The organism is Enterobacter cloacae complex sp. ECL72 (assembly GCF_019056635.1).
Taxonomy (GTDB): domain Bacteria; phylum Pseudomonadota; class Gammaproteobacteria; order Enterobacterales; family Enterobacteriaceae; genus Enterobacter; species Enterobacter hormaechei_C.
In genome coordinates, this window is sequence record NZ_CP077659.1 from 1,532,616 (window position 1) to 1,547,932 (window position 15,317).

Annotated in this window: 17 protein-coding genes and 2 tRNA genes; 7 read left to right on the forward strand and 12 right to left on the reverse strand. The window is 54.6% G+C overall.

The genetic code is table 11. The annotated features are described in order from the left end of the window. Both glgS and KTH07_RS07440 read left to right on the forward strand, forming a co-directional pair. Nucleotides 1–201, forward strand: a complete 201-nt coding sequence (gene glgS, locus KTH07_RS07435) for a cell surface composition regulator GlgS (protein WP_023303558.1) — start codon at nucleotides 1–3, stop codon at nucleotides 199–201. Nucleotides 202–372: 171 nt separating this feature from the next. Continuing rightward, complete coding sequence (locus tag KTH07_RS07440; RefSeq protein WP_026080712.1) at nucleotides 373–843, forward strand: Hsp20 family protein; 471 nt, start codon at nucleotides 373–375, stop codon at nucleotides 841–843. Between the two features lie 179 nt (nucleotides 844–1,022). On the opposite strand, the gene KTH07_RS07445 is transcribed toward KTH07_RS07440, so the two are convergent. The 3 genes from KTH07_RS07445 to mdtK form a co-directional block, all read right to left on the reverse strand. Further along, a tRNA-Val gene (locus KTH07_RS07445) sits at nucleotides 1,023–1,099 on the reverse strand. A 4-nt stretch (nucleotides 1,100–1,103) separates the two neighbouring features. Further along, a tRNA-Val gene (locus KTH07_RS07450) sits at nucleotides 1,104–1,180 on the reverse strand. 153 nt (nucleotides 1,181–1,333) lie between these two features. Continuing rightward, a complete protein-coding gene (mdtK, locus tag KTH07_RS07455; protein ID WP_017384611.1) occupies nucleotides 1,334–2,707 on the reverse strand; it encodes an MdtK family multidrug efflux MATE transporter in 1,374 nt (457 codons plus the stop codon). 225 nt (nucleotides 2,708–2,932) lie between these two features. Here mdtK and KTH07_RS07460 point away from each other — a divergent pair, with 225 nt between their 5' ends. Beyond that, entirely contained in the window at nucleotides 2,933–3,574 is a 642-nt protein-coding gene (locus tag KTH07_RS07460; protein ID WP_015570688.1) for a riboflavin synthase, read from the forward strand. 31 nt (nucleotides 3,575–3,605) lie between these two features. Here KTH07_RS07460 and cfa read toward each other — a convergent pair whose 3' ends face one another. Together cfa and punC are read right to left on the reverse strand one after the other, a co-directional pair. After that, nucleotides 3,606–4,754, reverse strand: a complete 1,149-nt coding sequence (gene cfa, locus KTH07_RS07465) for a cyclopropane fatty acyl phospholipid synthase (RefSeq protein WP_032619791.1) — start codon at nucleotides 4,752–4,754, stop codon at nucleotides 3,606–3,608. 298 nt (nucleotides 4,755–5,052) lie between these two features. Continuing rightward, the gene (gene punC, locus KTH07_RS07470; RefSeq protein ID WP_063161994.1) at nucleotides 5,053–6,252 is read right to left on the reverse strand and encodes a purine nucleoside transporter PunC; all 1,200 of its coding nucleotides are present in this window, start codon (nucleotides 6,250–6,252) and stop codon (nucleotides 5,053–5,055) included. 111 nt (nucleotides 6,253–6,363) lie between these two features. Here punC and punR point away from each other — a divergent pair, with 111 nt between their 5' ends. Then, entirely contained in the window at nucleotides 6,364–7,275 is a 912-nt protein-coding gene (gene punR, locus KTH07_RS07475) for a DNA-binding transcriptional activator PunR (protein ID WP_003857638.1), read from the forward strand. A 17-nt stretch (nucleotides 7,276–7,292) separates the two neighbouring features. Here punR and purR read toward each other — a convergent pair whose 3' ends face one another. Continuing rightward, nucleotides 7,293–8,318: an HTH-type transcriptional repressor PurR gene (gene purR / locus KTH07_RS07480; protein ID WP_032619790.1), complete on the reverse strand. Its 1,026-nt coding sequence runs from the start codon at nucleotides 8,316–8,318 to the stop codon at nucleotides 7,293–7,295. Nucleotides 8,319–8,615: 297 nt separating this feature from the next. On the opposite strand from purR, the gene KTH07_RS07485 reads away from it, so the two are divergent. Next, nucleotides 8,616–8,705, forward strand: a complete 90-nt coding sequence (locus KTH07_RS07485; protein ID WP_003857632.1) for a YnhF family membrane protein — start codon at nucleotides 8,616–8,618, stop codon at nucleotides 8,703–8,705. 161 nt (nucleotides 8,706–8,866) lie between these two features. Further along, nucleotides 8,867–10,033 (forward strand): MFS transporter, encoded by a 1,167-nt coding sequence (locus tag KTH07_RS07490; protein WP_023303560.1) that lies wholly within the window; start codon nucleotides 8,867–8,869, stop codon nucleotides 10,031–10,033. Nucleotides 10,034–10,070: 37 nt separating this feature from the next. Here KTH07_RS07490 and sodB read toward each other — a convergent pair whose 3' ends face one another. Together sodB and KTH07_RS07500 are read right to left on the reverse strand one after the other, a co-directional pair. Further along, the gene (gene sodB, locus KTH07_RS07495; protein WP_063161995.1) at nucleotides 10,071–10,652 is read right to left on the reverse strand and encodes a superoxide dismutase [Fe]; all 582 of its coding nucleotides are present in this window, start codon (nucleotides 10,650–10,652) and stop codon (nucleotides 10,071–10,073) included. 122 nt (nucleotides 10,653–10,774) lie between these two features. Beyond that, nucleotides 10,775–11,533, reverse strand: coding sequence for a C40 family peptidase (locus KTH07_RS07500; protein WP_017384605.1), 759 nt, complete (start codon nucleotides 11,531–11,533; stop codon nucleotides 10,775–10,777). Between the two features lie 338 nt (nucleotides 11,534–11,871). Here KTH07_RS07500 and grxD point away from each other — a divergent pair, with 338 nt between their 5' ends. Beyond that, complete coding sequence (gene grxD, locus KTH07_RS07505) at nucleotides 11,872–12,219, forward strand: monothiol glutaredoxin 4 (protein WP_003832760.1); 348 nt, start codon at nucleotides 11,872–11,874, stop codon at nucleotides 12,217–12,219. 77 nt (nucleotides 12,220–12,296) lie between these two features. On the opposite strand, the gene rnt is transcribed toward grxD, so the two are convergent. The 4 genes from rnt to KTH07_RS07525 all read right to left on the reverse strand — a co-directional run bounded on the left by rnt (nucleotide 12,297) and on the right by KTH07_RS07525 (nucleotide 15,310). Beyond that, on the reverse strand, nucleotides 12,297–12,956 hold the full coding sequence (rnt, locus tag KTH07_RS07510; protein WP_003857625.1) for a ribonuclease T: 660 nt from the start codon (nucleotides 12,954–12,956) through the stop codon (nucleotides 12,297–12,299). 96 nt (nucleotides 12,957–13,052) lie between these two features. Then, nucleotides 13,053–13,460, reverse strand: coding sequence for a lactoylglutathione lyase (gene gloA, locus KTH07_RS07515; protein ID WP_003857623.1), 408 nt, complete (start codon nucleotides 13,458–13,460; stop codon nucleotides 13,053–13,055). A 99-nt stretch (nucleotides 13,461–13,559) separates the two neighbouring features. After that, entirely contained in the window at nucleotides 13,560–14,657 is a 1,098-nt protein-coding gene (locus KTH07_RS07520; protein WP_023299948.1) for an alkene reductase, read from the reverse strand. Nucleotides 14,658–14,710: 53 nt separating this feature from the next. Beyond that, on the reverse strand, nucleotides 14,711–15,310 hold the full coding sequence (locus KTH07_RS07525; RefSeq protein WP_023303561.1) for a TetR/AcrR family transcriptional regulator: 600 nt from the start codon (nucleotides 15,308–15,310) through the stop codon (nucleotides 14,711–14,713). Between the last annotated feature and the right edge of the window lie 7 nt (nucleotides 15,311–15,317).

The window sequence follows — 15,317 nt, forward strand, 5'->3', positions numbered from 1 at the left end:
ATGAAGCGACAAGATATAAACGCATTAAAGAATTTTGATTTTCTGGCACGCAGTTTTGCCCGTATGTACGCCCTGGGCCAGCCAGTTGATGTCGATGCCGTGACCGGCAATATGAGTTATGAACAGCAGGCATGGTTCCGGGAGCGATATGACCACTACCGAAAGCAGGCTGAGCGGGCGAGAGTGATAGAACTGCGATGATGTAACGAATAACGGGCTTAACGGCCCGTTGCGTTTTTTAGGTTCCAGCTACATTTTGCAGCTCCTGAGGTTGAAATATTGTGCGGTAACCTCATATAGAAAGCGGGTAAGGAATACCTGCCCGTAAGACATGAACTTTTTGAATATTCTTTTTTACTGTTCAGGAGGTACATGATGACTCTGAGAGCTTTTCCCATGTTGAACGATCTCTCCGACTCTCTGTTTGCGGACCGTTTTAACCGTATCGATCGCCTTTTTAGCCAGCTAACCGGCAGTACGCCGTTGCCCTCCACGCCTTCTTACAATATCCGGCGGGTGGGTGATAACCGCTATGAACTGACGCTGAGCGTGCCGGGCTGGAAAGAGAGCGAACTGGAAATTGAAACCGTTGGCGGTCAGCTGAATATCAGCGGTAAACGTGAAGAAGAGAAAACCGAAAACGGCGAAGAAGGGTGGATCCATCGGGGTATCAGCCGCAGCGACTTCCGGGCCAGCTATAGTCTGCCGGAGCATGTGAAAGTAACCGGCGCTTCGCTGGAAAACGGCTTGCTGGCGATTGAATTACATCAGGATATCCCGGAAGAAGAGAAACCGCAGCGCATCGCCATCAACAACAACCCGGCGATTGAACATAAGCCGTAATCATTGATTGACGTTGTTTTCACGCCCGGCAAACGCCGGGCGTTTTGCTAACCTGATGGGGCTTATGCCATTCCGCTCTTTCGCGGCACGCGCGGGCTGGAGGTCACTTTTGATGTGCTTAAAAGGTTTGCTGCCTCTGCATGAGGCTGAACGGGAATGAAATGTGCGGGAAAAAAGATTGGTGCGTCTGAATGGACTCGAACCATCGACCCCCACCATGTCAAGGTGGTGCTCTAACCAACTGAGCTACAGACGCAGAATGGTGCGTTCAATTGGACTCGAACCAACGACCCCCACCATGTCAAGGTGGTGCTCTAACCAACTGAGCTATGAACGCATTGTGTTGTCGGTGACAACGGGGACGAATATTAGCGGCACAGCCCCAAGGTGGCAAGAGGGAAAATGCATTTTTCTCTCTGATTTCACGCGATTGCTTCATTACCGCGCAAAGTGAAGAGAAAGTAGCCGCCAGCCGGCGGCTACTGTGTCATTAACGTGCAGCGCGCTGCAAAATTACCGCAGACGGCTGACGTTGCAGGAAGCGCATACGCAGCATCATCATAATGGCCGCAGACGTTAAGCCGATGATAAAGCCCATCCAGAATCCGGCTGGCCCCATGCGATCCACCACCAGATCCGTGAGCGCCAGAATGTACCCGCACGGCAGACCCAGCACCCAGTAAGCGATAAAGGTGATGAAGAAGATGGAACGCGTATCTTTATACCCACGCAGCACGCCGCTGCCAATCACCTGGATGGAGTCAGAGATCTGATAAATGGCCGCCAGCAGCATCAGATGCGAGGCCAGGGTCACTACCTCCGGGTTGTCGTTATAGAGCAGGGCAATTTGCTCACGCAACAGCACGGTAAAGAGCGCGGTACAGACTGCCATGCAGACGCCGACGCCGAGGCCGGTGCGGGCTGCCGTTTGCGCGTCCAGCGTCGAGCCTTGCCCCAGACGGAAGCCCACGCGAATCGTCACCGCAGCAGCCAGGGACATCGGCAGGACGAACATCAAAGAGCTGAAGTTCAGGGCGATCTGGTGTCCTGCGACATCAATAATCCCTAACGGCGAGACCAGCAGGGCGACGACGGCAAACAGCGTCACTTCGAAGAACAGCGCCAGCGCAATGGGTAACCCCAGCTGAATGAGACGGGTCATGAGCGTCCAGTCAGGTGCGCTGAACGAGGTGTCGTTACGAATGTCACGCATGGATCGCGCATGTTTAATGTAGGTGAGCATACAGCCGAACATCACCCAGTACACCGCAGCCGTTGCCACGCCGCAGCCCACGCCGCCGAGTTCCGGCATGCCAAAATGACCGTAAATGAAGATATAGTTCACGGGAATGTTCACCAGCAAGCCGATAAAGCCCATCACCATGCCCGGCTTGGTTTTTGCCAGCCCTTCACACTGGTTACGTGCCACCTGGAAGAACAGATAGCCGGGCGCGCCCCAGAGCAGGGCGCGCAGATAACCGACCGCCTTATCCGCCAGCGCCGGGTCGATATTATGCATGGCGCGAATAATATACCCGGCGTTCCACAGGACGATCATAATCAGGACGGAGACACCCCCGGCCAGCCAGAAGCCCTGGCGCACCTGATGGGCCACGCGGTCGCGTCGACCGGAGCCGTTAAGCTGCGCGATAACGGGCGTCAGCGCCAGCAGCAGGCCGTGACCAAAAAGAATGGCCGGAAGCCAGATTGAGGTTCCGATCGCCACGGCGGCCATATCGGTGGCGCTGTAACCACCGGCCATTACCGTATCCACAAATCCCATTGCGGTTTGGGCTACCTGCGCGACGATCACCGGTATGGCCAGTGCCAATAACTGACGCGCTTCGATCATATACTTCTGCACGTGAACACCTTTGTATTGTAGTTATTTGAGAGACTAAAAAGGCCGCCGTTACTGGCAGCAAGAAGAAAAAACAGAGGGATGCCAGCTATTGTAGCGGGGTTTAACTAATTATCTAGTGAAAAAATCGCCAGAAATTGCGCATCACTGGCAACCTGTTTTTTCAACTGTTATTGTGGTGGGATTATACGGTGTCATCGCCGTTCGGAATGAACAGGAGCTGTAAGCATGTTTACTGGTATTGTGCAGGGCACTGCCAAAGTGGTGTCCATTGATGAAAAACCGAATTTCCGCACTCACGTAGTTGAGCTGCCTGAATATATGCTCGACGGCATTGAAACCGGGGCGTCGATAGCGCATAACGGCTGCTGCCTGACGGTGACCGAAATTAACGGTAACCAGATAAGCTTTGATTTAATGAAAGAGACGCTGCGTATCACTAACCTGGGTGAGCTGGTGGTGGGAGATATCGTTAACGTTGAACGCGCGGCGAAATTCAGCGATGAGATTGGCGGGCATCTGATGTCGGGCCATATTATGACCACCGCAGAAGTGGCGAAAATCGTGACCTCGGAAAATAACCGTCAAATCTGGTTTAAGGTGCAGGATCCGTCATTAATGAAATACATCCTTTATAAAGGATTTATTGGCATCGATGGGATTAGTCTGACCGTCGGTGAAGTGACGCCAACGCGTTTTTGCGTGCATTTAATTCCTGAAACGCTGCAACGTACTACGCTTGGCGCAAAAAAACTGGGGCAGCGCGTAAATATCGAAATTGATCCCCAGACCCAGGCGGTCGTGGATACCGTTGAGCGCGTACTGGCGGCGAAAGAGGCGGCGATAATTAAAACCATGGAAGAAGAATAAAAAATAACCCCGGTTAACCGGGGTTATTTTTTCAGCGAGCCACACGCAAACCGTGCTCAATCCCACGACTAAACACCACCTGCCAAAGCTGTATATCCCGCGCACGGAACGCGCCCGCACAGGCATTCAGATAATAGCTAAACATCCGTTTGAATCGTTCCGAATAGTTGTCGGCGATTTCAGGCCATGCAGCCTGGAAACGTTCATGCCAGGCCATCAGGGTGGTGTCGTAATCTGCGCCGAAGTTATGCCAGTCTTCCACAATAAAATGCGGTTCGCTGGCGTTCGCAATCTGGCGAACAGAGGGTAAACAGCCATTCGGGAAGATATATTTGTTGATCCAGGGATCCACATTGTTGTCGGTGCGTTTAGAGCCGATGGTGTGTAGCAGGAAAATTCCCTCAGGCTTCAGGTTACGATCGGCGACCTCGAAGTAAGTCTTGTAGTTCTTCGGCCCCACGTGCTCGAACATACCTACGGAAACAATGCGATCGAACTGCTCGTTCAGGTCGCGGTAGTCCTGAAGCCGAATATCAACATCCAGACCCAGACAGCGTTCCTGCGCCATCTTCTGCTGTTCAGCCGAAATCGTGACGCCGACTACGTTGACGCCGTAATTTTTAGCCATAAACCAGGCAAGACCACCCCAGCCACAGCCGATGTCCAGCACACGCATACCGGGCTGTAACTGCAATTTATCGCAGATCAGTTGCAGCTTGTCCTGCTGCGCCTCTTCCAGGGTCGTCGCTTTTTTCCAGTATCCGCAGGAGTACTGCATTAAAGGATCGAGCATACGGCTGAACAGATCGTTGCCCAGGTCGTAATGCTCTTTACCGACGATCCACGCCCGTTTTTTACTTTGCAGATTGAACAGGCGGGCGGAGGCAATACGTAAGGTATCTTTGAAATGACGAGGGAGCTGTTTTTCAAGACCGGCGCGTAATACGCTGGAGAAGAACATATCCAGCCGCTCACACTCCCACCAGCCGTCCATATAGCTTTCACCCAGCCCTAACGACCCCTCCTGTAACACGCGTTTGAAAAAATCGGGATGCTTTATCTGGGGATCGGAGGGGGATGAGCCATTAATCGTAATGCCCGCACGTCCCAACAGTTCACTGACGATCCGGGACCAGTTATCGTCCGGAACGCTGACTTCTTCTATACACGATGAACTCATAGCTTCTCCATCACCTTGCTGTGATCAGAACCTTAAAACAGCGTAGACGCTTTTTTGGTTTGTGAGAAATCTCACGGTAAATGCCCGCGAGGCTAATATCCGACGTAGAACAGAGGAAGGGAGATAACCCTTGCCGAAATGCCTTCCATGGTAAAACGGGAGCGCTCCGGCTCCCGTTAACACTTAATATTTATCGTATTTAATCGAACCAAATTTAGTATAGGCCGCAAAATTTGGTGATTCAACAGAAAATTGTTAGCAACCTAATCACTGGTATTTAACATAGTTTCCCGCGCAATCAGGCGTGCGACGTTTCTGTCTGCGCGTTTTCACTCTGCTCGCGATGGGCTGAGGACTGCATGCGATAGCCCAAACCCGACAGCGCAACGGTGACCAGCATCACGCTGGTAGTGGTGAGCAGCGGGGTTGCAATCAACGCAGAGACCACGAGACTTGCCAGGAAGCACAGGCCAAGTTGCAGGGTATTTTGCAGCGCGGCAGCGCGGCCTGTCGCCTGCGGAAATGGACGCAACGCCTGGGCTACAACAATAGGGTAGATGGCCCCGTTAGCGATCGCCATGACGCAGAACGGAATCAAAATTTCTGCAAGCCCGGCGCCGGGAATAAAGCCGACAGCCCAGGTCGCAATCACGCTTAGCGCATACAAAACCAGCAGCCAGGGCAGCATCTGTTGGCCTTCCCATTTTTGCAGCGCGGCGCGACAGCCATAGCCACCCACCAGGAAGGCGATGGTCTGTGGTACATAGCTCAGGCCGATAGCCGCCGGGCTGTAGCCCATGTCATGCAGAATGAACGGCGAACCGGTTAGCCAGGCAAAGAAGCTGGCAGAGCAGGCAGCATAAATCAGCACGTTACCGCGATAGGCTTTCGACCGCAGTAAAGAGGTAAAGGTGATGGGCTTTGCGTCCGGATGCGTCTCTTTTTTATGCGCAGGTTTAAGCCCGAAAGCAGGCAGCATCAGGACCAGCGTAATAGCAAAGAGCGTGGCGAAAATGGCCTGCCAGTCGAAATGCGCCAGGATCCAGCTGCCCAGTAACGGGGCAAGCGCCGGCGACAGGCCGACCAGCGGCATAATAGTGGCGAATATGCGGTTAGTGCGCGAGGCGGGGTAGTAATCGGTCACCAGCGCCTGCCAGGTCACCGCTGCGGCGCAGACACCGACCGCCTGAATAAAGCGCAGCGCCAGCAACCAGGCGGCATCGCGGACCCACAGCATGCCCAGACAGCCTACGGTAAAAATCGCCAGCCCCAACAACAGGACGGGCTTACGGCCAAAACGATCCGAGAGCGGCCCCCACAGCAATTGCGCAAAAGCAAAGCCGGCGAGGAACAAACTTAAACTGGCGCTGATGGCGGCGGCAGGGGTTTGCAAATCTTCCTGCATCGCGGCGAACGCGGGCAGATACATATCGGTCGCCAAAAAGCCCAGCACGCTTAAGCCGCCGAGCCAGACTAAAAATCCTTTCCTGGGTTGCACTTTTTTCTCCTGAGGAGGCAGGTGTACGTTGGCGCAGAGTGTAGGGAGTGCAAAGCGGCTTGTGAAACGCTAATATTTGGCGGGTGCGTTCAAAAAATTTGCAGGCTAAAGATGTGGTCAGATTATTCCCTTGAAGTGGTTGATGCCGTGGCGCGTAACGGCAGCTTTACCGGTGCCGCCCAGGAGCTGCATCGCGTTCCCTCGGCTATCAGCTATACGGTGCGCCAGCTGGAAGCGTGGCTGGCGGTCCCGCTGTTCGAGCGGCGCCATCGCGACGTGGAGCTCACGCCTGCCGGAGCGTGGTTTTTGAAGGAAGGGCGGTCTGTTATCAAAAAAATGCAGATCACCCGTGAGCAGTGCCAGCAGATCGCCAACGGCTGGCGCGGGCATCTCGCTATCGCGGTGGATAACATCGTTAAGCCGGAGCGGACCCGGCAGATGATCGTCGATTTCTATCGTCATTTTTCCGACGTCGAACTGCGTGTTTCGCAGGAAGTGTTCAACGGCGTCTGGGATGCGCTGGCGGACGGCAGGGCGGAGATGGCGATTGGTGCAACCCAGGCGATCCCGGTTGGGGGGCGCTACGCGTTTCGCGACATGGGCATGCTGAGCTGGACCTGCGTGGTCGCGCGCGATCACCCGCTGGCGGCGCTGGAAGGTCCGCTGAGCGATGACACCTTACGCAACTGGCCCTCGCTGGTGCTGGAAGATACCTCCCGCTCGTTGCCCAAGCGCATTACCTGGCTGCTGGATAATCAGCGCCGCGTGGTCGCACCGGACTGGGAGTCGTCGGCCACCTGTCTGAGCGCGGGGCTGTGCGTTGGCATGGTGCCGGTGCATTTTGCGCGCCCGCGCATCGACGCGGGAGAGTGGGTGGCTCTGACGCTGGAAAACCCCTTCCCGGATGCCGCGTGCTGTCTGACGTGGCAGCAAAACGACGTCTCGCCCGCCATGGCCTGGCTGCTGGATTATCTGGGCGACAGCGAAACGCTGAACCGGGAGTGGTTGCGGGAACCAGCATAGCTGGCCCCGTAATGAGATTAACGACGGTAGTCGCGGAACGGACCGTCCGCAACGGAACGGCGTTCAATCAGGCGCGGGTGAACTTCAATGGACTGGGACTGTTCACGCTTGTTGACGATCCTGTCCAGCAGCATATTGAAGGCCGTTTCACCCAGCGAATCTTTCGGCTGGTGAATGGTGGTCAGCGCCGGGGTAAAGAAGCGGGCGTTGCGCACGTTGTCATAGCCGATCACCGAGATATCCTGCGGGACGCGCAGGCCGAGTTCATCCGCCGCGCAGAGCGCGCCCATCGCCATGATGTCGCCGCCGCAGAACACCGCGGTAGGGCGATGCGGCTGGGTGACGATCTGCTGCATGGCGCGATAGCCCGACTCCGGCTCGAAGTCGCCCTGAACAATCCAGTTTTCCGGCACGGTGATCAGCGCCTCTTCCATCGCTTTCATGAAACCGGCCAGACGGCCAGCCCCGGTGTTACGCTCCAGCGGACCCGGGATCACGCCAATTTCACGATGACCGCGTTCTACCAGATAACGCCCCGCCATGTAGCCGCCTTCAAAGGCGTTATCAATAACGGAGTCGGTAAAGTCTGCGCGCGCTTCGCCCCAGTCCATGACCACCATCGGAATGTGGCGATACTCTTCCAGCATGGAAAGGACCGACTCGGGGTATTCAGAACACATTACCAGCAGGCCGTCGACGCGCTTTTGCGCCATCATTGACAGGTAAGCGCGCTGTTTTTCAATGTTGTTCCACGCGTTGCCCAGAATCAGGGTATAGCCTTTCTGGAAGCAGTTTTTTTCAACGGCTTCGATGATTTCAGCAAAGTAGGCCGCTTCACTGCTGGTGGCCAGCAGACCAATCGATTTGGTGTGATTAACCTTCAGGCTGCGGGCGACCGCACTTGGCGAGTAGTGCAGCTCTTTGATTGCCGCCCAGACGGCATTACGCGTCTCTTCAGCGACGAAACGCGTTTTGTTAATAACATGTGATACGGTTGTAGTGGAAACGTTTGCGCGTTTTGCTACGTCTTTAATTGTTGCCATTAAATGTCACTCCAGACCATATCCTAAGCTCCTGAAAAAATTGAAGGTAAACGTTTGCCTTCTCTCACCCTTATCACGCAAACATGAGTTGCGACACGCCGGGAAAACGACACAGGACGTCAGGAGGGGGTCAGTGGCCGGTACGCTAATAAATTTAGCGTGGAATTTTGTCCTATCTTGATGAAAAGGGGAAGAGGTAAAGTGGATATCCGTTTAAATCCTGGAAGATTTTTGACCTGAACTGTGTAAAAATGAGCAAGCTCACTTTTCGTAGGGTGAATAAAAGGAGAAAAATTGATGAGTACCGATCTGAAGTTTTCGCTGTTTACCACCATTGTTGTTCTTGCTCTGATTGTTGCCGGTGGTTTAACCGCTGCACTGCACTGATTCAGGCAGAGGGAGAACTTTCTCCCTCTCTTGCCGCTATTGTTACCTCTCCGGCAAAAATCTTTTGCCAAAATGTTAACTTCTCATTTTTTGTGATTGATGTCATGCTTTTGACTTCTTAGTTCTGTGCCGGGTTATGGCACGGTATCCGGAGTCTCTTCATGAAAATCAATTTTCCCCTGCTGGCCCTGGCGATTGGCGCCTTTGGGATTGGCACCACTGAATTCTCCCCTATGGGGTTATTGCCTGTTATCGCCCGGGGTGTGGACGTCTCTATCCCTGCGGCTGGTATGTTAATTAGCGCTTACGCGATTGGCGTGATGGTGGGCGCGCCGCTGATGACGCTGCTGCTTTCGCACCGCGCTCGCCGCAATGCGCTGATTTTCCTGATGGCGATTTTCACCCTCGGAAATGTGCTTTCCGCGATTTCGCCCGATTATACCACTCTGATGCTTTCGCGCATTCTGACCAGCCTCAATCATGGCGCCTTCTTCGGACTGGGCTCGGTTGTCGCCGCCAGTGTGGTGCCAAAACATAAGCAGGCCAGCGCGGTAGCCACTATGTTTATGGGCCTCACCATCGCTAATATCGGCGGCGTTCCCGCTGCCACCTGGCTGGGAGAAGCCATCGGCTGGCGTATGTCTTTCCTCGTAACCGCCGGACTGGGCGTGGTCGCGATGGTTGCGCTGTTCTTCTCACTGCCGAAAGGAAGTGCGGGAGAACGTCCGGAAGTACGTAAAGAGCTGGCGGTGCTGATGCGTCCTCAGGTGTTGTCCGCGCTGCTCACCACGGTACTGGGGGCGGGGGCGATGTTTACGCTCTACACCTATATCTCCCCGGTGCTGCACGACATTACCCACGCAACGCCACTCTTTGTTACCGCGATGCTGGTGCTGATTGGTGTCGGGTTCTCGATTGGCAACTATCTCGGCGGGAAATTTGCCGACCGCTCCGTCAGCGGGACGCTGAAAGGTTTTTTAACGCTGCTGATTGTCATCATGGTGGCGATCCCGTGGCTGGCGCGTAACGAAGTGGGTGCCGCGATTGCCATGGTGGTGTGGGGCGCCGCAACCTTTGCCGTGGTGCCACCGTTGCAGATGCGCGTAATGCGCGTTGCGCACGAAGCGCCGGGGCTCTCTTCGTCGGTGAATATCGGTGCGTTTAACCTGGGCAATGCGCTGGGGGCCGCAGCGGGCGGGGCGGTGATCTCCGGTGGTTTGGGTTACAGCTTTGTGCCGGTGATGGGGGCGATCATTGCCGCACTCGGCCTGCTGCTGGTGATGATGTCTGGTCGTAAACAGCCTGAAGCGGTGTGTACGGCGGAATAAACAAAAACGCAGAAGGGCTGCCCCTTCTGCGTGTCTCTTACGCGGCGAAGTTCTTCGCAACAAATTCCCAGTTAACCAGTGCCCAGAAGTGTTCCAGGTAGTTCGGGCGCGCATTACGGTAATCAATGTAATAGGCGTGTTCCCATACGTCCACGGTCATCAGCGGCGTGGCGCTGGTGGTCAGAGGGGTACCCGCATTAGAAGTGGAAACGATAGCCAGTTTGCCATCAGCCTCTTTTACCAGCCAGGTCCAGCCGGAGCCAAAGTTTTTAACGGCTGCGTCAGTAAACTTCGCTTTAAAATCCGCGAAACTGCCGAACGCGGCGTTAATCGCTGCCGCCAGCTCACCGGTAGGTTCTCCGCCTGCATTGGGGGCCAGGCAGTGCCAGTAGAAGGTGTGGTTCCACACCTGTGCGGCGTTGTTGAATACGCCGGCGTCTGAACTGCGCACGATCTCTTCCAGCGTTTTGCCTTCAAAATCGGTGCCCTTGATCAGATTGTTCAGGTTGGTGACATAGGTCTGGTGATGCTTGCCGTAATGGTACTCCAGGGTTTCCGCGGAAATGTGCGGGGCCAGGGCGTCTTTTGCATACGGTAGTGCAGGTAATTCGAACGACATTGCTTCTCTCCTTATAGTTTTATACGTTGCCAATAACCCTACAGACAACAAGGACAGAATAGCAAATTGAAAGGGTATGCAAAAGAGGAACTTACCCTGCCATGGAGGCGGCAGGGCAGGGTTTAGCGAATGGTTTTTGGCGTCATCACGCGGCGCGCACCCACATAGTGGCGCACCCAATAATCTTCGCTGAGAGAGGTGATCTGAATGTCCTGACCGCTGCGCGGTGACTGGATAAATTTACCGTTACCCACATACACCCCAACGTGATCGGCCGTACCGCGTCCCTGGGTGCGGAAGAACACCAGGTCGCCATTTTGCAGTTCGCCACGGTTTACAGGCGCGGCGTCGCGCAGATGGTACATCTCATTGGCGGTGCGTGGAATGCGAAACTTCACCAGATCTTTATAGGCATAATAAACCAGCCCACTACAGTCAAAACCGGTGCGCGGAGAGGTGCCACCCCAGCGATACGGTTTACCTATTTGCCCCATCAGTTTGTTCATCGCCGTTTTTTGCGCTTTCTGCATACGCGCTTTATGCACGTCAGCCAGCTTCGTCACTTTTGCGCATTTCGTTTTATGGCCTTTGCGCACGGTGCATTTTTCATTCACCAGGCTGGCGGTCGTGCGGGTGGTTTTGTGCGTGCCGGAACGGAGAGTTTTGGGTTTACTGGAGGCGGTCTTTTTGGTCTGAGCGGTGGTTTTCTTCTTTACTGTTTTACTGGTGGTTTTTTTCTTACGTTCTGTGGTTTTTGCCAGATGCGATTTTTGTACAGCAGAATGCCGCGCCTGTTCAGAGGCGTTCGCCGCTGGCGTAAATGAGAGTGTGGTAAACAGTAAAGCACAGAGCGTCATCGAGATTTTAGTTATCCGCGCCACTGGGCAGTCCCCTGATAAATGCAGGCCACAATGCATACCCGCGTGAGATTTACAAAACCTGTCGATTCTAATCCATAAAATCAGAAGAAGTTAATAGCATTTTTCATTCAAAAATTATGTTTCGTTAGCAAGTGCAAAAAAATCCACCATTCTGACGCACTCCTGTTCGCTCCTTAAGCAAAACCGCACCCCGTCTGGGGATAAACGACATTAGCAATGCAACTTTATGCGATAAGCGATAAAATAATTAGACGTGACAAAAATGTTATTTTCCGATGTCGGCCTGACCCGCTACAATGTCAGACTGATGCCGTAACAGAAGTTAAAGGAAGCAAGACATGAGCACCACTATTGAAAAAATTCAGCGCCAGATCGCTGAAAACCCGATTCTCCTGTACATGAAAGGTTCTCCGAAGCTGCCAAGCTGCGGCTTCTCCGCGCAAGCGGTTCAGGCGCTGTCCGCCTGTGGTGAGCGTTTTGCTTACGTTGATATCCTGCAAAACCCGGACATTCGTGCTGAACTGCCAAAATACGCCAACTGGCCGACCTTCCCACAGCTGTGGGTTGATGGTGAACTGGTCGGCGGATGCGACATCCTGATTGAAATGTATCAGCGCGGCGAACTGCAACAGCTGATCAAAGAGACTGCGGCGAAGTATAAAACCGAAGAGCCGGACGCAGAGTAAGTTTTCTGCGGATATAAAAAAGCGACCACATTATGTTGGTCGCTTTTTTTTGCCTGTGAGGCTATTGATTACCCAACCTACGATTGAAGATCGGCCTCGTCGCCCATCGGCAGCGGCCAGCCGCCGAGACGTTTCCAGCGGTTGACGATCTCACAGAACAGCTCCGCCGTACGCTCGGTGTCGTATAACGCGGAATGCGCCTGGGTGCCGTCAAACGCAATACCCGCCGTGATGCAGGCTTTAGAGAGCACGGTTTGCCCCAGCGCCAGGCCGCTCAGCGCGGCGGTGTCGAAGGTCACAAACGGATGGAATGGATTACGCTTGAGCGAGGCACGCTCGGCGGCAGCCATAGTGAAGCTGTGATCAAAGGTGGCATTGTGGGCCACCATGATGGCGCGGCTACAGTCATTCTCTTTCATGCCTTTGCGCACCATTTTGAAAATGGCGTGCAGCGCCTCGTATTCGCTTACCGCCCCGCGCAGCGGGTTTGTCGGATCGATACCGTTAAAGGCCAGCGCCTCTGGCTGTAAGTTTGCCCCTTCAAAGGGTTCAACGTGGAAATGCAGCGTGGTGTCCGGTACAAGCCAGCCCTGTTCATCCATCTTCAGCGTGATGGCGGCAATCTCAAGCAGCGCATCGGTTTTAGCGTTAAATCCGGCTGTTTCAACATCAATGACAACGGGATAAAAACCACGAAAACGGTCGCACAGACCGGTAAATTGAGCGTTATCGGACATCAGGGTCTCTTACAAGGGGGAAAAAGCAGTGCGCATTATGGCAAATTTTGAGAGGGGATGCAGCAAAACAACGGGCGCATAGTGCGCCCTGCGGGATCAATTGCCCAGTCCGCGACCAGCGTCTTTGGCTTCGATCAGTTCGATTTTATAACCGTCCGGATCTTCCACAAACGCAATTACGGTGGTACCGCCTTTAACCGGACCGGCTTCACGGGTGACGTTACCGCCATTGCTGCGGATACGTTCGCAGGCTTCGGCGGCGTTATCCACTTCCAGCGCGATGTGGCCGTAAGCTGTACCCAGCTCGTAGCTGTCCACGCCCCAGTTGTAGGTCAGCTCGATGACCGCTTCATCAGATTCCGGGCCGTAACCGACAAACGCCAGGGAGTATTTATATTCCGGATTTTCGCTGGTGCGCAGCAGCTTCATGCCCAGAACGTTAGTGTAGAAATCGATGGAACGTTGCAGGTCGCCAACGCGCAGCATGGTGTGAAGTAGGCGCATAATTTCCTCATTAACCAGTGGAATGGATTATCTTTTTGAACAGAAACGATGTTTTAGTATAGCGGCGAAAGGTCGCCGCTATCAATGTACAAAGCGGGATTACAGTGAAGGGTAGTCGGTATAACCTTCCGCGCCGCCGCCATAGAAGCTTTCAGGACGCTGCGGGTTCAGTTCGGCTTTTTTCTGCAAACGGGCAACCAGATCCGGGTTAGCAATGTAGTCACGGCCAAAGGCCACGGCGTCGATCAGGCCTTTACCTATCAAATCCTCGGCTTTCTCTGCCGTATACGCACCCGCCCCGATAATCACGCCGTGGAAGCGCTCGCGCACTTTCTGACGGAAGGCTTCACTGTAAGGCTTGCCACCTGCCCAGTCCGGCTCGGACATGTGCAGATAGGCGATACCGCGTTTCGCCAGCTCTTCAATCAGATACAGCGCGTCTGCTTCTTCGTTCGGACCGTTGTCGACGTTCTGGAAAGTACCGATCGGGGAGACACGAATACCAATGCGGTCTGCGCTCCACTCATTACAGACAGCATCCACCACTTCAAGCACCAGACGCGCGCGGTTTTCAACGCTGCCGCCGTACTGGTCGGTACGCTGGTTGGAAGACGGGGACAGGAACTGATGCAGCAGGTAACCGTGCGCAGAGTGCAGCTCAACCAGGTCGAAGCCCGCTTCACGGGCGTTGGCGACGGCCTGACGGAAATCATTCACGATACCCGGGATCTCGTCCAGCTCCAGCGCGCGTGGCGTGGTGGTGTCGACGCGGATCGCATTACCGTTTTCATCGCGCAGGGAAGTGCGGGTATTGGCGTTCAGGGCAGAGGCAGAAACCGGCGCCTGACCGCCAGGCTGGATGCTGCTGTGTGAGATACGACCGGTGTGCCACAGCTGAACCGCAATACGGCCATCCTCAGCATGCACGCCTGCGGTGATTTTTTTCCACGCGGCGATCTGTTCCGGGCTGTGCAGACCCGGTGCACCGGCGTAGCCTTTTGCCTGAGCAGAAATCTGCGTGGCTTCGGAGATAATCAGGCCCGAGCTGGCGCGCTGACGGTAATACTCACCCATCAATGGCGTTGGGATATCGCCCGGCTCGATGCTGCGCAGACGGGTAAGTGGGGCCATAAACACGCGGTTTGGGGCAGTAACGGCACCCACTTTCAGTGGGGTAAACAGCTTTTCAGCGGACATAACGGCTCCTGAGTAGACCAGTCGACTAGTAAAAGGGTAAATAAAAACGCCGGCTACACGCCAGGCGCGGTAATACAGTTTTTCACATGCGCCAGCGCGCTTTCGAGCGGCACGGCGCTGCGAGACATTTTTGCTTGCAGGTTGGCGCCTAACCAGAGGGAATAGAGCACCTGTGCCTGCGTGAGCGGATCGCCGGAGAAGGAGAGCGTTTTTTCATTGCGCCCGCTCTCCAGCGCCTGAGCCAGCAGGGCAATCACGCCGCTGGCTCCTTTATCCATGGCGGTGCGCATATCTTCGGAGAGATCGCACACTTCGGCAGACAGTTTTACCGTCAGGCAGCCGCTGATGATGCCCTGCTGACAGAACTGCGTCAGCGTTTCCTGATAGTAGTTCAGAACACGATCCCGGTAGTCACCTTCACTGCTGGCGAAGTGGGTTGCCAGGCGCTGATGGTAGCTGGCGTAGTGCCGCTCCAGCATGGCAACGCCAAACGCCTCTTTGGATCGAAAATAGTGATAAAACGATCCCTTAGGTACTTCAGCGGTTTTTAACAATTCGCTCAGCCCCATACCGGTAAACCCGCGATGCATGCAAAGGCGCTCGCCGGTAGCCAGCAAATGTTCTCGTGTATCGTGTTCAGTGTGTCTGCTCATGCCCTTA

Excerpts from the sequence above, each read along its gene's own strand:
- rnt (WP_003857625.1), bottom strand. The coding sequence starts at position 12,956 with ATGTCCGATAACGCTCAATTTACCGGTCTGTGCGACCGTTTTCGTGGT.
- KTH07_RS07525 (WP_023303561.1), bottom strand. The coding sequence starts at position 15,310 with ATGAGCAGACACACTGAACACGATACACGAGAACATTTGCTGGCTACC.
- purR (WP_032619790.1), bottom strand. The coding sequence starts at position 8,318 with ATGGCAACAATTAAAGACGTAGCAAAACGCGCAAACGTTTCCACTACA.
- KTH07_RS07490 (WP_023303560.1), top strand. The coding sequence starts at position 8,867 with ATGAAAATCAATTTTCCCCTGCTGGCCCTGGCGATTGGCGCCTTTGGG.
- sodB (WP_063161995.1), bottom strand. The coding sequence starts at position 10,652 with ATGTCGTTCGAATTACCTGCACTACCGTATGCAAAAGACGCCCTGGCC.
- KTH07_RS07520 (WP_023299948.1), bottom strand. The coding sequence starts at position 14,657 with ATGTCCGCTGAAAAGCTGTTTACCCCACTGAAAGTGGGTGCCGTTACT.
- punR (WP_003857638.1), top strand. The coding sequence starts at position 6,364 with ATGTGGTCAGATTATTCCCTTGAAGTGGTTGATGCCGTGGCGCGTAAC.
- KTH07_RS07460 (WP_015570688.1), top strand. The coding sequence starts at position 2,933 with ATGTTTACTGGTATTGTGCAGGGCACTGCCAAAGTGGTGTCCATTGAT.
- cfa (WP_032619791.1), bottom strand. The coding sequence starts at position 4,754 with ATGAGTTCATCGTGTATAGAAGAAGTCAGCGTTCCGGACGATAACTGG.
- grxD (WP_003832760.1), top strand. The coding sequence starts at position 11,872 with ATGAGCACCACTATTGAAAAAATTCAGCGCCAGATCGCTGAAAACCCG.
- gloA (WP_003857623.1), bottom strand. The coding sequence starts at position 13,460 with ATGCGCCTACTTCACACCATGCTGCGCGTTGGCGACCTGCAACGTTCC.
- KTH07_RS07440 (WP_026080712.1), top strand. The coding sequence starts at position 373 with ATGATGACTCTGAGAGCTTTTCCCATGTTGAACGATCTCTCCGACTCT.
- glgS (WP_023303558.1), top strand. The coding sequence starts at position 1 with ATGAAGCGACAAGATATAAACGCATTAAAGAATTTTGATTTTCTGGCA.
- KTH07_RS07485 (WP_003857632.1), top strand. The coding sequence starts at position 8,616 with ATGAGTACCGATCTGAAGTTTTCGCTGTTTACCACCATTGTTGTTCTT.